Origin of the sequence: Bradyrhizobium sp. 930_D9_N1_4 (genome assembly GCF_052076015.1) — a bacterium.
Classification (GTDB): domain Bacteria; phylum Pseudomonadota; class Alphaproteobacteria; order Rhizobiales; family Xanthobacteraceae; genus Bradyrhizobium.
In genome coordinates this window covers 6,059,058-6,071,616 of sequence record NZ_CP197236.1, presented here as the reverse complement: position 1 = coordinate 6,071,616, position 12,559 = coordinate 6,059,058, and the positions used below count along the sequence as shown (strand labels likewise).

Below are 12,559 nucleotides of genomic sequence, written 5' to 3'. Positions count from 1 at the left end.
GATGGTCTCCCATGCCCGTCAGGGGAGAAGGTGCCAGACGTAGATCGTGGTCCTCAGCGCGATCAGCGCGGTGAGCACGCTGCCCATCGAGATCAGGGTCAGCGCGCCAAACGCAAGGCTCTTGAGCCGGGCTCTGCGTTTCCTCGAGATCCGCGCGGGGCGTTCGGTCCAGTCAATGGGGCGTTCAAAGCCATCGGTCAGCAACGACATCTCAGAATTCCTTCGTCAGCGTAGCGGTGGCCGAGGCCGCCGCAATCTGCCTCGAAGGATGGCCATGTGCGCGTAGGATTGCGAGATGAGCGCCGGGCTCGCCGCATAGGAATCTCATAAAGAAGCCGTCCGCCGTGTCGGCAGTCCTCGAAACAAATCGCGATTGCGTTTCGAACGAACCGCGGATGAGACGGGCCCCGAACCGACGATCCCGACGGCCGATGAAAAAGCCAGCCGCAGCCGCGGCTCGTCAATCTCCCCACAGAAGAGGTCCAGGACCTCTCGCGCGCTCTTCCCCTCTCCACGGATAGCTGCGCAGAGCCGGGAGCTGGATCGCCGGAAGAAGTGGAGAGAATCGTCCGCGTGGCGCCGGTCGAGGCGATCGAGCTCTCCGGCCAGTGCCGCGACATTCAATCTGTCGCCATCATCCAGCGTGACGGCAAAACGCAGCAGCGCCAGTTGCCAGGCGCGGAGCAGTCTGTGATGTCCATCGGACGACGGCGGTGAGCTCATGTGAAATCCAACCGAACCCCGACCGTCAGGCTCCGAGGCCGTCGATCAGTTCTTCGTCGGCGATTGCGGCAAAGGCCCGTACCACGTCCCTCTGCGCGGCCGGATGCAACGGCACGATCGGCAGCCGCGTGGTCGGCTGCATCAAGCCGAGCAGGCTCAACGCGTATTTCAACGCCGCCGGGTCCTCCTTGGCGAGACATGCGATGAGCGGCATCAGCCGCTGGTCGAGGTAGCGGGCGGATTGCAGCCGGCCCTGCCTGACATGCGAAAAGATCGTGCGGCAGAGATCCGGCGCGATGTTGGCGACCTCCGAGATCGCGCCGTCGCCGCCGTCCGCGATGAAGCCGAAGGCGGTACTGTCGTCGCCGGACAGGACACGAAAGCCGGCCGGCAGGTGACGTGACAGCCGCATCGGACGGGTGATGTCACCGCTTCCATCGCGCAAGCCCACGAAGCGGCGGGATTCGACCAGGCGCAGAAGCGTTTCGTCGGCGAGCGGGCGCAACGTGCGGGAGGGTGCGTCGTGCAGGATCACGGGCAATCCGATCGCGCCGGCAAGACTGCGGAAATGCGCGAGTATCCCCTCCTGCATCGGTTTGTTGTAGGCGGGCACCACCGACATGACGGCATCGGCGCCCGCAGCTTCGGCGCGCCGCGCGAGCGCGATGGCGTGGCTGGTCGAGTTCGATACCGCGCCGGCAATGATCCGGACGCGGCCGCGGACGACATCGACCGCGGTGCGAATGACGAGCTCCTGCTCGGCCGGGGAGAGCGTCGATGCCTCACCGGCCGTCTCGCAGACCACGAGCGCGGGAACGCCGGCCGCGATCTGGCGCTCGCAGAGCGCGGCGAACGCTTTGAGATCGATCGCGTCGGCCGGATCGAACGGCGTCGGCAGATCCGGAATGAAGCCTGTGAACCAGGCGGAGGGCGGGATGAACATGGCGTTTGGCCGGATTGCTCAGGCAGCGCGTCCGGGCGCGGCGGCATTGGGCCGTCTGCCCATGTCGAGCTCGATCTCGCGCGGCAGCTCGACGATGGTCTCGGGATGCTGGCCGTTTTCGAACAGTGCATATTTGATCGCCTGCGCGCGGTTGACGAACAGGCCGCCATAGAGGCCGTTCTGTTCCTGCGCGACCCATTGTCCCCGATGGTTTTTGCCGATGAAGACGATGGTCGAAGGCGAGCTGCACGAGGGAGGTTCGACGAATTTCACGGATCTGTTCCTTCCGATTGACGAGGGTCGCGGCGCATGTCCCGCGGCCACCCGATCAATATCTGTTCAAGCGAATATGATTTCGAGTGAGGCCGTGCGGCGATCTCATAGGCGCGCCATAAGTCCCGGCGTCGAGATCACATCGGCGCCCGTCTAGCTGAAATTCTCGCAGGCGACCGGCTCGTAGAGCGGACCTGCGGCGGGGCGCACGGTGGGAACGCTCGGACGCGAGACCTCCACGGCCAATGCCTGCACCTCGATGAAGGCCGCCAGCAAGGCCAGGGCAAGATCGGCATGCCGGGCTTCGACCGCGGCATCCAGCCAATCCGGCAGTTCGCGCTCGCGCGAGAGCGCGCAATGCCACTCGCCCTCGTCATAGGCGATGCGGCGGATCTGCCACATCGGCAGCTCCGCCTCCATCAGCGCCAGCGTGGCATCCACCCAGGCCTCGGCATCGATCAGGCGCGTCACGCGCGCCGCACGCTCGCTCTTGTCGAGCGAAGAGAAGCGCCGGCAGGCATGATCGATGATGTCGAGCATCAGCGACCGTGTCGTGACTGGCGCCGCGTGAAGCCGCTGGCTGAGGGAAGGTGGGTCGAGGCGTCGGAGAGCGGCGGTCATGTCAGGCCTCCTGGATTGGGCGTCGGTCAGTCGGCCGGCCCCTCCAAGATGGCCAAAACGGCATTTGAAAACGAGATGAGGACCGGGCGGGAGATATAGGGATTTCATAAATGGGGGTGGTGTGCTGGTAAGAGGCACGGTCGCGCCCATTCTCCGCCGTCGTCCCCGCGCAGGCGGGGACCCATAACCCCAGGGGGAAGTGTGGCGCGAGATTCCCACCACGGGTCTTCGTCAAACTACTCCCTGGGGCTATGGGTCCCGGATCTGCGCTTCGCTTGTCCGGGGCGACAGCGAGATTGCCTTGCGAGCGTCGTGCCACCCGCCGCGGCCTTTATGAGATTCCTATATCTTCGCCATAGCCCTCATCTCGAAAACCTATGCGCGTGGTGGCACTTCAGCACGGTCAATAGTTCCGGCCGGTGCCGTAGAAATGCGCTGTGTTTCGTTGTCCACGAGCCCCGTCGGTTTCCGAGAGAGAGTTGCGCCCGAGATCGAGGGCGCAACGAGGAGCAATCCCATGATGGACATTCTGATGCTGGCGCTGGGCTTCGCCTTCTTTGCCCTCGCGATCGGCTACACCTACGCCTGCGAACGGCTGTGAGGAGCGGATCATGATTTTCGATTATGCACTCGCCGGCGCCGTCTCGTTCGGCCTTCTGGTCTACCTCACCTACGCGCTGCTGCGGCCGGAACGGTTCTGAGCCATGCTGCTGCTGGTCAAATTGCTGCTGGCGGACGCCGCACTCGTCGCCGGCCTGCTGACGGTGCTCCTGCCGTTGCTGCGGGCAAAAGGTCTGAAGGATTGCACCAAGTCTGAAGGGTTGATTCCATGACTATGATCGGTTGGCTCCAGATCATTCTGTTCTGCGCCATTATCGTCGCGCTCACGAAGCCGCTCGGCTGGTACATGACGCGCGTGTTCAACGGCGAGACGACGTTTCTCTCGCCGGTGCTGCGTCCCATCGAGGCCGGCATCTACTGGTTCTCCGGCGTCGACGAGAAGCGCGAGCAGCATTGGCTGACCTATACGGTCGCGATGCTCCTCTTCCATGTCGGCGGCTTCCTCATCATTTACGGCGTGATGCGGCTTCAGGCCGTGCTGCCCTTCAATCCGGCCGGGCAGGGCGCGGTGGCGCAGGATCTCTCCTTCAACACGGCGATCTCCTTCATCACCAACACCAACTGGCAGAACTACGGCGGCGAGAGCACGATCTCCTATCTCGTGCAGATGGTGGGTCTCACCCATCAGAATTTCCTGTCGGCCGCAACCGGCATCGCGCTCGCAGTCGCGTTGATCCGCGGCTTTTCGCGCGCCTCGATGCGCACAGTCGGCAATTTCTGGGTCGACGTCACCCGCACGACGCTCTACGTGCTGCTGCCGATCTGCGTCGTCTACTGCCTGTTCCTGGTGTGGCAGGGCATTCCGCAGACGCTCGGCGATTACGTCGAGGCGACGACGCTCGAAGGCGCGAAGCAGACCATCGCGGTCGGCCCGGTCGCGTCCCAGGTCGCGATCAAGATGCTCGGAACCAATGGCGGCGGCTTCTTCAACGCCAATGCCGCGCACCCCTTCGAGAACCCGACGGCGCTGTCGAACTTCGTGCAGATGCTGTCGATCTTCCTGATCGGCGCGGCCATGACCAACGTGTTCGGCCGTATGGTCGGCAACCAGCGCCAGGGCTGGGCGATCCTTTCCGTGATGGGCGTGCTGTTCATTGCCGGCGTCGCCGTCACTTACTGGGCGGAAGCGAACGGCACTTCGATCATGCATGCGCTGGGTCTGACCGGTGGCAATATGGAGGGCAAGGAGGTCCGCTTCGGCATTGTCGCGTCCTCGCTGTTCGCCGTGGTCACCACGGCGGCCTCGTGCGGCGCCGTCAATGCCATGCATGACAGCTTCACCGCGCTCGGTGGCATGATCCCGCTGATCAACATGCAGCTCGGTGAGATCATCATCGGCGGCGTCGGCGCCGGCCTCTACGGCATGCTGCTGTTCGTCGTGCTCGCGATTTTCGTCGCGGGCCTGATGGTCGGCCGCACGCCGGAATATGTCGGCAAGAAGATCGAGGCGCGCGAGGTCAAGATGGCGATGCTCGCGATCCTGGTGCTGCCGCTGATGTATCTCGGCTGGACCGCGGTCGGCGTGGTCTATCCGGCGGCGGTCGCCTCGATGGCGAATGCCGGCCCGCATGGCTTCACCGAGGTGCTCTACGCCTTCACTTCGGCCACGGGCAACAACGGGTCGGCTTTCGCGGGCCTCACCGGCAACACCTTGTTCTACAACCTCACGCTTGCGAGCGCGATGTTCGTCGGCCGCTTCTTCATGATCATCCCGGCGATGGCGATTGCGGGCTCGCTCGCGGCCAAGAAATCCATTCCCCCGTCGGCGGGCACGTTCCCGACCACGGGCGGACTGTTCGTCGGCCTCGTCGTCGGTGTGATCCTGATCATCGGCGGTCTCACTTTCTTCCCGGCACTCGCGCTCGGCCCGATCGTCGAGCACCTCGCGATGAACGCCGGTCAAGTGTTCTGATTGACAGCCTTCTGATTGGTTTGGAGTGACCTCCATGGATACGATGAAACAAAAACGCGCACCCGTCTCGGCAATGCTCGATCCCAAGATCGTCGTCCCCGCGATCGGCGCGTCCTTCACCAAGCTCGATCCGCGGCTGATGATCAAGAACCCCGTGATGTTCGTGGTCGAGATCGTGGCCGCGCTCACCACCGTGATCTTTGTGCGCGATGTCCTCACCGGCGGTGCAGGCCTGGCCTTCACCTTCCAGATCATCCTCTGGCTCTGGTTCACGGTGCTGTTCGCCAATTTCGCGGAAGCGGTGGCCGAAGGCCGCGGCAAGGCGCAGGCGGAGTCGCTGCGCAAGACCCGTACCGAGAGCCAGGCCAAGCTCCTGACCGGTGCCGGCCCGGCCTTCAAGCTGGTGCCGGGCACCAGCCTGAAGGTCGGCGACATCGTGCTGGTCGAAGCCGGCGACACCATTCCCTCCGACGGCGAGGTGATCGAGGGCGTGGCCTCCGTCAACGAGGCCGCCATCACCGGCGAATCCGCACCCGTGATCCGGGAATCCGGTGGTGATCGCTCAGCGGTTACAGGCGGCACGCAGGTGCTGTCCGACTGGATCCGCGTCCGTATCACCGCCGCGCAAGGCTCGACCTTCATCGACCGCATGATCAAGCTGGTCGAGGGCGCCGAGCGCGCGAAGACGCCGAACGAGATTGCGCTCAACATCCTGCTCGCCGGCCTCACCATCATCTTCGTGTTCGCCACCGTCACCATTCCGAGCTATGCGGCTTATGCCGGCGGCTCGATCTCGGTGATTGTGCTGGTCGCGCTGTTCGTGACGTTGATCCCGACCACGATCGGGGCGCTCTTGTCGGCCATCGGCATCGCCGGCATGGACCGCCTTGTGCGCTTCAACGTGCTGGCGATGTCGGGCCGCGCGGTGGAAGCCGCCGGTGACGTCGATACGCTGCTGCTCGACAAGACGGGCACCATCACCCTCGGTAATCGGCAGGCGACTGCGTTCCGTCCCGTGCGCGGCGTCACCGAGCAGGAACTGGCTGACGCAGCCCAGCTCGCCTCGCTTGCCGACGAGACCCCGGAAGGCCGCTCCATCGTCGTTCTCGCCAAGGAGAAGTACGGCATCCGCGGTCGCGACATGGCCGAGCTTGGCGCGACCTTCATCCCGTTCACGGCGCAGACCCGCATGAGCGGCGTCGATGCCGGCGGCTCGTCGGTGCGCAAGGGCGCGGTCGATGCCATGCTCAACTATGTCGGCGGCGGCACGCCGCTGGCCGTCGCCTCCGGCAACACCGCGCGCGCCATCCAGCCCGCCGGGCTTTCAGAGGTTGGCCGCGAAGTTCAGACGATTGCCGACGAGATCTCGAAGGCCGGCGGCACGCCGCTGGCGGTCGCCAAGGACGGCAAGCTGCTCGGCGTGATCCAGCTCAAGGACATCGTCAAGGGCGGCATCCGCGAGCGCTTCGCCGAACTGCGCCGTATGGGCATCCGCACCGTCATGATCACCGGCGACAACCCGATGACGGCCGCGGCGATCGCGGCGGAAGCCGGGGTCGACGATTTCCTGGCGCAGGCAACCCCCGAGGACAAGCTCAAGCTGATCCGCGACGAGCAGGCCAAGGGCAAGCTGGTGGCCATGTGCGGCGACGGCACCAACGACGCGCCGGCGCTCGCGCAGGCCGATGTCGGCGTCGCCATGAACACCGGCACCCAGGCGGCCCGCGAAGCCGGCAACATGGTTGACCTCGATTCCAACCCGACCAAGCTGATCGAGGTGGTCGAGATCGGCAAGCAGCTCCTGATGACGCGCGGCGCGCTGACGACGTTCTCGATCGCCAACGACGTCGCAAAATACTTTGCGATCATCCCGGCGATGTTCCTGGCGTTTTATCCGCAGCTCAACGTGCTCAACGTCATGCACCTGTCGAGCCCGCAGAGCGCCATCCTGTCCGCGATCATCTTCAACGCACTGATCATCATCGGACTGATTCCGCTGGCACTGAAGGGTGTCGCTTATCGCGCAGTCGGTGCCGGAGCGCTGCTCCGCCGCAACCTCCTGATCTACGGGCTTGGCGGCATCGTCATTCCCTTCATCGGCATCAAGGCGATCGACCTCGTCGTCGTTGCCTTGCACCTGGCCTAACCCCGCCGTCATTCACCTGGCCTAACCGCGTCATTGCGAGGAGCGAAGCGACGAAGCAATCCAGACTGCCGCTGTGGAAAGACCCTGGATTGCTTCGCTTCGCTCGCAATGACGAAAGACATAGGAGACCTAACATGCTCAGAGAAATTCGCCCCGCCATCGTTCTCTTGCTGGTGCTCACCGCCATCACGGGCCTGGCCTATCCGCTCGCGATGACCGCGCTTGCCGGCGCGATCTTCCCCGCGCAGGCGCAAGGGAGCCTGATCGAGGAGGACGGCAAGGTGGTCGGCTCCGCCCTGATCGGGCAGGAGTTCAAGGACGACAAATACTTCCACGGCCGCCTCTCGGCGACGCTTGCACCGGACCCGAGTGACTCGACCAAGACGGTCCCGGCGCCCTACAACGCGGCCAATTCCGGCGGCTCCAATCTCGGCCCGACCAGCAAGGCGCTGGCCGACCGGCTGAAGGAGGATGTCGACAGACTGAAGGCGGAGAATCCGAGCGCCGCCGTGCCCGTGGATCTGGTGACCACCTCGGCCAGCGGTCTTGATCCGGACATCTCGCCGGAAGCGGCGCAATTTCAGGTGCCGCGTGTGGCCAAGGCACGGAACGTGTCGGAAGGCCAGCTCAACCAGCTCGTCGCCTCCAACACCCAGGGGCGGTTGCTCGGCCTGATCGGCGAACCCCGGGTTAACGTTCTCAAGCTGAACCTCGCACTGGATCGTGCGCTCGCGAAGTAGCGGTCTAGGCTCGCGGCGCCCCGATGATTATATTGGCAAAATGGTCCGAGAGCGCCGCGATCCCGAACAACGTCCGTCCCCCGAAGCGCTGCTGGAGGCCGCGCGGCGGGAGGAGAGTGCCCGCGGCAAGCTGAAGATCTTCGTCGGCGCCGCCCCCGGTGTCGGCAAGACCTACGAGATGCTGCAAAGCGCCCACGCCAGGCGCAAGGCCGGCGTGGATGTCGCGATTGGATTCGTCGAGACCCATGGCCGCGCGGAGACCGAGGCGCTGGTGCGCGGGCTGGAGATGATCCCGCGCAAGCGGCTCGACTACCGCGGCCAGATGGTCGAGGAGATGGACCTCGATGCCGTGATTGCGCGGCGGCCGAAAATCGCTCTGGTCGATGAGCTCGCCCACACCAATGCGGCCGGCAGCCGTCATCCCAAGCGCTATCTTGACGTCGAGGAGCTGCTCTCCCATGGCATCGACGTTTATACGGCCGTCAACATCCAGCACATCGAGAGCCTGAACGACGTCGTCGCACAGATCACCCATGTGCGGGTGCGCGAGACCGTTCCGGATTCGGTATTCGACCGCGCCGACGCGATCGAGCTGATCGACCTTACGCCCGACGATCTGATCCAGCGCCTCCGGGAGGGCAAGGTCTATGTGCCCAAACAGGCCGAGCGGGCGCTGGATCACTATTTCTCGCCTGGCAATCTGACCGCGCTGCGCGAGTTGGCGCTGCGGCGCACGGCCGAGCGCGTCGACGAACAGTTGCTCAATCATATGCAGGCGAACGCCATCTCGGGCCCCTGGGCCGCGGGCGAGCGCATTCTCGTCTGCGTCAGCGAAGACCCGCGCGCGGCCGGGCTCGTGCGCTACACGAAGCGGTTGGCGGACCGGCTGCATGCACCGTTCACCGCGGTGTCGATCGAGACGCGGCGCTCCCTGCACTTGTCCGACGAGGACCGCGACCGTCTCGCCGATACGCTGCGGCTCGCGGAAACGCTCGGTGGCGAGGCGCTGACCATTCCAGCCATCGGCCGGCGCATTGCCGACGACGTCATCAATTTCGCGCAGGGCAACAACGTCACCCAGATCGTGATCGGCAAGTCGACCCGGTCGCGCTGGTTCGAGATGACACGCGGCTCCGTCGTGCACGATCTGGTGCGCCGTGCCGGGAACATCAGCGTGCATGTCGTCCCCGGCGACGAGCTCGTCGACCAGCCGGCACCGAAGACGGCGGTGCAGACCGCAGCGCAATCGGATCCGTTCGATGCCAAGCCCTATCTCAAGGCGCTCGGCATCACCGGGCTCGGTCTTGCCGCGGCCGTGGCGATCAAGCCGTATTTCGGCATCGAGAACGTCGATCTGATGTTCCTCACCGCCGTGGTGACGGTCGCGGTGCGCTACGGGTTGTGGCCGTCGCTGCTTGCCAGTCTCGTCTCGTCGTTCGCCTACAATTTCTTCTTCCTGCCGCCCGTCTATACCTTCACCATCACCGATCCGACCAATGTCGCGGCCTTCTTCTTCTTCATGCTGATCGCGTTCGTGGTGTCGAACGTCGCGGGGCGGGTTCGTATCCAGGCCGACGCCGCGATCGGTCGCATCCGGACGACCGAGCAGCTCTATGCTTTCAGCCGCAAGCTCGCCGGAACCGGCACGCTCGACGACGTTTTGTGGACGACCGCCTATCAGATCGCACTGATGCTGAAGGTCCGTGTGGTGCTGCTGCTGCCGGAGGAGGGCCTGCTCACGGTGAAATCAGGCTATCCGCCCGAGGATGATCTCGATCAGGCCGATCTTGCCGCCGCCAACTGGGCCTGGAGCAACGACCGCCCCGCCGGCCGAGGCTCGGATACGCTGCCGGGCGCCAAACGATTGTTCCTGCCGATGCGCACGGGGCGTGGCGCAATCGGGGTCATCGGCATCGACGACGATCGCACCGGTCCGCTGCTGACCCCCGACCAGCGCCGGCTGCTCGATGCGCTCGTCGACCAGGGTGCACTGGCCATCGAGCGCGTGCTGCTGGTGGAGGACGTGGATCGCGTCAAGCGCACCGTCGAATCCGAGCGGTTGCGTTCGGCGCTGCTGACCTCGATCTCGCACGATCTCAAGACGCCGCTCGCCTCCGTGCTCGGGGCGGCCTCGACCATGCGCGATCTCGCGGGCGCGCTCTCCGACACCGAGAAGCGCGATCTGCTCGCCACCGTGATCGACGAGTCCGAGCGGCTCAACCGCTTTATCGCCAATCTGCTCGATATGACCAAGCTCGAATCCGGCGCCGTCGTGCCCAACACGGCGCTGCACGATCTTGGCGAGATCGTCGGCAGCGCGCTGCGGCGTGCGGCCAAGATACTCACGGCTCACAAGGTGGAGCTGATGCTGGCCGCCGACCTGCCGATGCTCCAGCTCGATGCCGTGCTGTTCGAGCAGGTGCTGTTCAACCTGCTCGACAATGCCGCAAAATATTCGCCGGCCGACACGACGATCGCGATCCGCAGCCGGCGCGAGCGGGATCAGGTCGTGCTGGAGATCATTGATGAGGGCGCCGGCATTCCGCCCGACGAGCTCGAGAGCGTGTTCGACAAGTTCTATCGCGTGCACAAGGGCGACCATGTCCGTCCCGGCACCGGGCTCGGCCTTGCCATCTCCCGCGGCTTCGTCGAGGCGATGCGCGGCACGATCTCGGCCGCCAACCGCGGCGACCGGAGCGGCGCGGTCCTCACCATCCGTCTGCCCGTCCCCGTACAGACCCACGCATTGGATACCGCCGCATGAGTGCCGCCCCGATCAAGGTCCTGGTCATTGACGACGAGCCGCCGATCCGAAAATTGCTGCGGATGGGGCTTTCGACGCAGGGCTATGAGATCCTCGAGGCGTCGAACGGCAAGATGGCGCTGGAGAAACTCGCCGAAGAACCCGCACTGATCATCCTCGATCTCGGCCTGCCGGATATCCAGGGCCATGAGCTGCTGCGCACCATCCGCGCCCGCAATGAAGCCGTTCCGATCGTGGTGCTGTCGAGCCGCGGCGACGAGGCCGGCAAGGTGCAGGCGCTCGATCTCGGCGCGGACGATTACTTGACCAAGCCGTTCGGCATGGACGAGCTGCTGGCCCGCCTGCGGGCGGCGCTGCGTCACCAGCTCCAGATCCAGGGCGAACGCCCGGTGTTCCGCGCCGGCGATCTCTCGGTCGATCTCGTCCGCCGCATCGTCAAGATCGGCGAGCGCGACGTCAAATTGTCGCCGAAGGAGTACGACCTCTTGCGCGTGCTGGTGCAGCACGCCGGCAAGGTGCTGACGCATCGCTTCCTGCTCAAGGAGCTCTGGGACGAACTGACCGACGCACAATACCTCCGCGTCTACGTCCGCCAGCTTCGCCAGAAGATCGAAGCCGACCCGGAACGGCCGCAATATGTACTGACGGAGACGGGGATCGGGTACCGGCTGAGGGCGGGGGATTAGCGCGTCCGTCAGGGACGCAACCATATGGCCGCATCGTCATTGCGAGCGCAGCGAAGCAATCCAGAGTCCCTCCGCGCAACGATTTTGGATTGCTTCGTCGCAAGTGCTCCTCGCAACGACGGAAGATTCACCCCGCCTTCCTCTGCCGCGCCGTCGACCGCTGCGTCTTCTTGGCAGCTCGCCGCCCCCCGCTCGCCCGCCGCGCATGCGACTTGGCCGCCGTCTTCTTCCCGCCGCGCCCCTTCAGGCTCTGCTTCAGCGCGTCCATCAGGCTGACGACGTTGCTCGGCTTCTCCTCGCGCTCCGGCAGCTCGATTGTCTTGCCGCTGGCCTTGCGCTTCACCAGCGCCTTCAGCGCGGTCTCGTACTCGTCCTTGAATTTGCTGGGGTCGAAATGCCCGGCCTTGGTCTGCAGGATGTGGCCGGCGAGCTCGACCATGTCCTTGGTGATCTTCGGGCTCTTGATGTCGTCGAAGAACTGGTCTTCGTCGCGCAACTCGTAAGGGAAGCGCAAGGTGGTGCCGAGCAGGCCCTTGCCAAGCGGCTCGATCGCGATGATGTGCTCGCGATTGGTGAGCACGATTTTTGCGAGCGCGACACGGTTCTGATCCTTCATGGCGTCGCGGATCACCGCAAAGGCGTCGATTGCGGCCTTGCCTTCGGGTGCGATGTAATAGGGGTGGTTGAGATAGCGCTGGTCGATCTCGTCACTCGGCACGAAGCTCTCGATGTCGATCGTGTGGTTGCTCTCGATCTGGACCGCTTCGAGCTCCTCCGGCTCGATCTCGACATACTTGCCCTTGCGCATCTCGTAGCCGCGCCCCTTCTGGTCGCTCTCGACGATGTCGCCGGTCTCGGAATCCACCATCTGCTGCTTGAGCCGGTTGCCGGTCTCGCGGTTGATCATGTGAAACCGCGTCTTTTCGGCCGCGGTCGTTGCGGGGTAGAGCACGACCGGGCAGCTGACCAGCGACAGCTTCAACGTTCCCTTCCAATAGGCACGGGGGGCCATTCCATTCTCCAGCGTTTTCAAGGCGATTTGGAACCCCAACAGCTCCCTCGGGTTTTGGTTCCGGACGGGACTTTTGCCGTGGTAAGCTTCAACGCCAAAAAAGAATGCGGGACGGGTC

Annotated in this window: 14 protein-coding genes; 8 read left to right on the top strand and 6 right to left on the bottom strand. The window is 64.6% G+C overall.

All coding sequences use genetic code 11. The features are described 5' to 3' along the window. Positions 1 to 18: 18 nt before the first annotated feature. The 5 genes from AB7532_RS28880 to AB7532_RS28860 all read right to left on the bottom strand — a co-directional run bounded on the left by AB7532_RS28880 (position 19) and on the right by AB7532_RS28860 (position 2,560). Positions 19 to 210, bottom strand: a complete 192-nt coding sequence (locus tag AB7532_RS28880; protein ID WP_441238073.1) for a hypothetical protein — start codon at positions 208 to 210, stop codon at positions 19 to 21. A gap of 114 nt (positions 211 to 324) precedes the next feature. Then, a complete protein-coding gene (locus tag AB7532_RS28875; RefSeq protein WP_441238072.1) occupies positions 325 to 723 on the bottom strand; it encodes a hypothetical protein in 399 nt (132 codons plus the stop codon). Between the two features lie 25 nt (positions 724 to 748). Further along, positions 749 to 1,666, bottom strand: a complete 918-nt coding sequence (gene dapA / locus AB7532_RS28870; protein ID WP_441238071.1) for a 4-hydroxy-tetrahydrodipicolinate synthase — start codon at positions 1,664 to 1,666, stop codon at positions 749 to 751. Between the two features lie 18 nt (positions 1,667 to 1,684). Further along, positions 1,685 to 1,939 carry a hypothetical protein gene (locus tag AB7532_RS28865; protein WP_441238070.1) on the bottom strand — a complete coding sequence of 85 codons (255 nt, stop codon included), beginning with the start codon at positions 1,937 to 1,939 and terminating at the stop codon, positions 1,685 to 1,687. 153 nt (positions 1,940 to 2,092) lie between these two features. After that, the gene (locus tag AB7532_RS28860; protein ID WP_441238069.1) at positions 2,093 to 2,560 is read right to left on the bottom strand and encodes a hypothetical protein; all 468 of its coding nucleotides are present in this window, start codon (positions 2,558 to 2,560) and stop codon (positions 2,093 to 2,095) included. 445 nt (positions 2,561 to 3,005) lie between these two features. Here AB7532_RS28860 and AB7532_RS28855 point away from each other — a divergent pair, with 445 nt between their 5' ends. From AB7532_RS28855 to AB7532_RS28820, 8 genes are all read left to right on the top strand, one after another. Then, entirely contained in the window at positions 3,006 to 3,161 is a 156-nt protein-coding gene (locus tag AB7532_RS28855) for a hypothetical protein (RefSeq protein WP_441238068.1), read from the top strand. Positions 3,162 to 3,171: 10 nt separating this feature from the next. Continuing rightward, positions 3,172 to 3,261 carry a K(+)-transporting ATPase subunit F gene (locus AB7532_RS28850; protein WP_018641117.1) on the top strand — a complete coding sequence of 30 codons (90 nt, stop codon included), beginning with the start codon at positions 3,172 to 3,174 and terminating at the stop codon, positions 3,259 to 3,261. A gap of 3 nt (positions 3,262 to 3,264) precedes the next feature. Beyond that, a complete protein-coding gene (locus tag AB7532_RS28845) occupies positions 3,265 to 3,393 on the top strand; it encodes a hypothetical protein (protein WP_441238067.1) in 129 nt (42 codons plus the stop codon). Next, positions 3,390 to 5,093, top strand: coding sequence for a potassium-transporting ATPase subunit KdpA (kdpA, locus tag AB7532_RS28840; RefSeq protein WP_441238066.1), 1,704 nt, complete (start codon positions 3,390 to 3,392; stop codon positions 5,091 to 5,093). Before AB7532_RS28845 ends, kdpA begins: the two co-directional genes overlap by 4 nt. Positions 5,094 to 5,127: 34 nt before the next feature. Beyond that, entirely contained in the window at positions 5,128 to 7,239 is a 2,112-nt protein-coding gene (gene kdpB / locus AB7532_RS28835; protein ID WP_441238065.1) for a potassium-transporting ATPase subunit KdpB, read from the top strand. Positions 7,240 to 7,373: 134 nt separating this feature from the next. Then, positions 7,374 to 7,979, top strand: coding sequence for a K(+)-transporting ATPase subunit C (locus AB7532_RS28830; RefSeq protein ID WP_441238064.1), 606 nt, complete (start codon positions 7,374 to 7,376; stop codon positions 7,977 to 7,979). Positions 7,980 to 8,019: 40 nt separating this feature from the next. After that, the gene (locus AB7532_RS28825; protein WP_441238063.1) at positions 8,020 to 10,743 is read left to right on the top strand and encodes a DUF4118 domain-containing protein; all 2,724 of its coding nucleotides are present in this window, start codon (positions 8,020 to 8,022) and stop codon (positions 10,741 to 10,743) included. Continuing rightward, a complete protein-coding gene (locus AB7532_RS28820) occupies positions 10,740 to 11,429 on the top strand; it encodes a response regulator (RefSeq protein WP_441238062.1) in 690 nt (229 codons plus the stop codon). Before AB7532_RS28825 ends, AB7532_RS28820 begins: the two co-directional genes overlap by 4 nt. 127 nt (positions 11,430 to 11,556) lie before the next feature. Here AB7532_RS28820 and ku read toward each other — a convergent pair whose 3' ends face one another. Then, on the bottom strand, positions 11,557 to 12,441 hold the full coding sequence (ku, locus tag AB7532_RS28815; protein ID WP_441238061.1) for a non-homologous end joining protein Ku: 885 nt from the start codon (positions 12,439 to 12,441) through the stop codon (positions 11,557 to 11,559). Between the last annotated feature and the right edge of the window lie 118 nt (positions 12,442 to 12,559).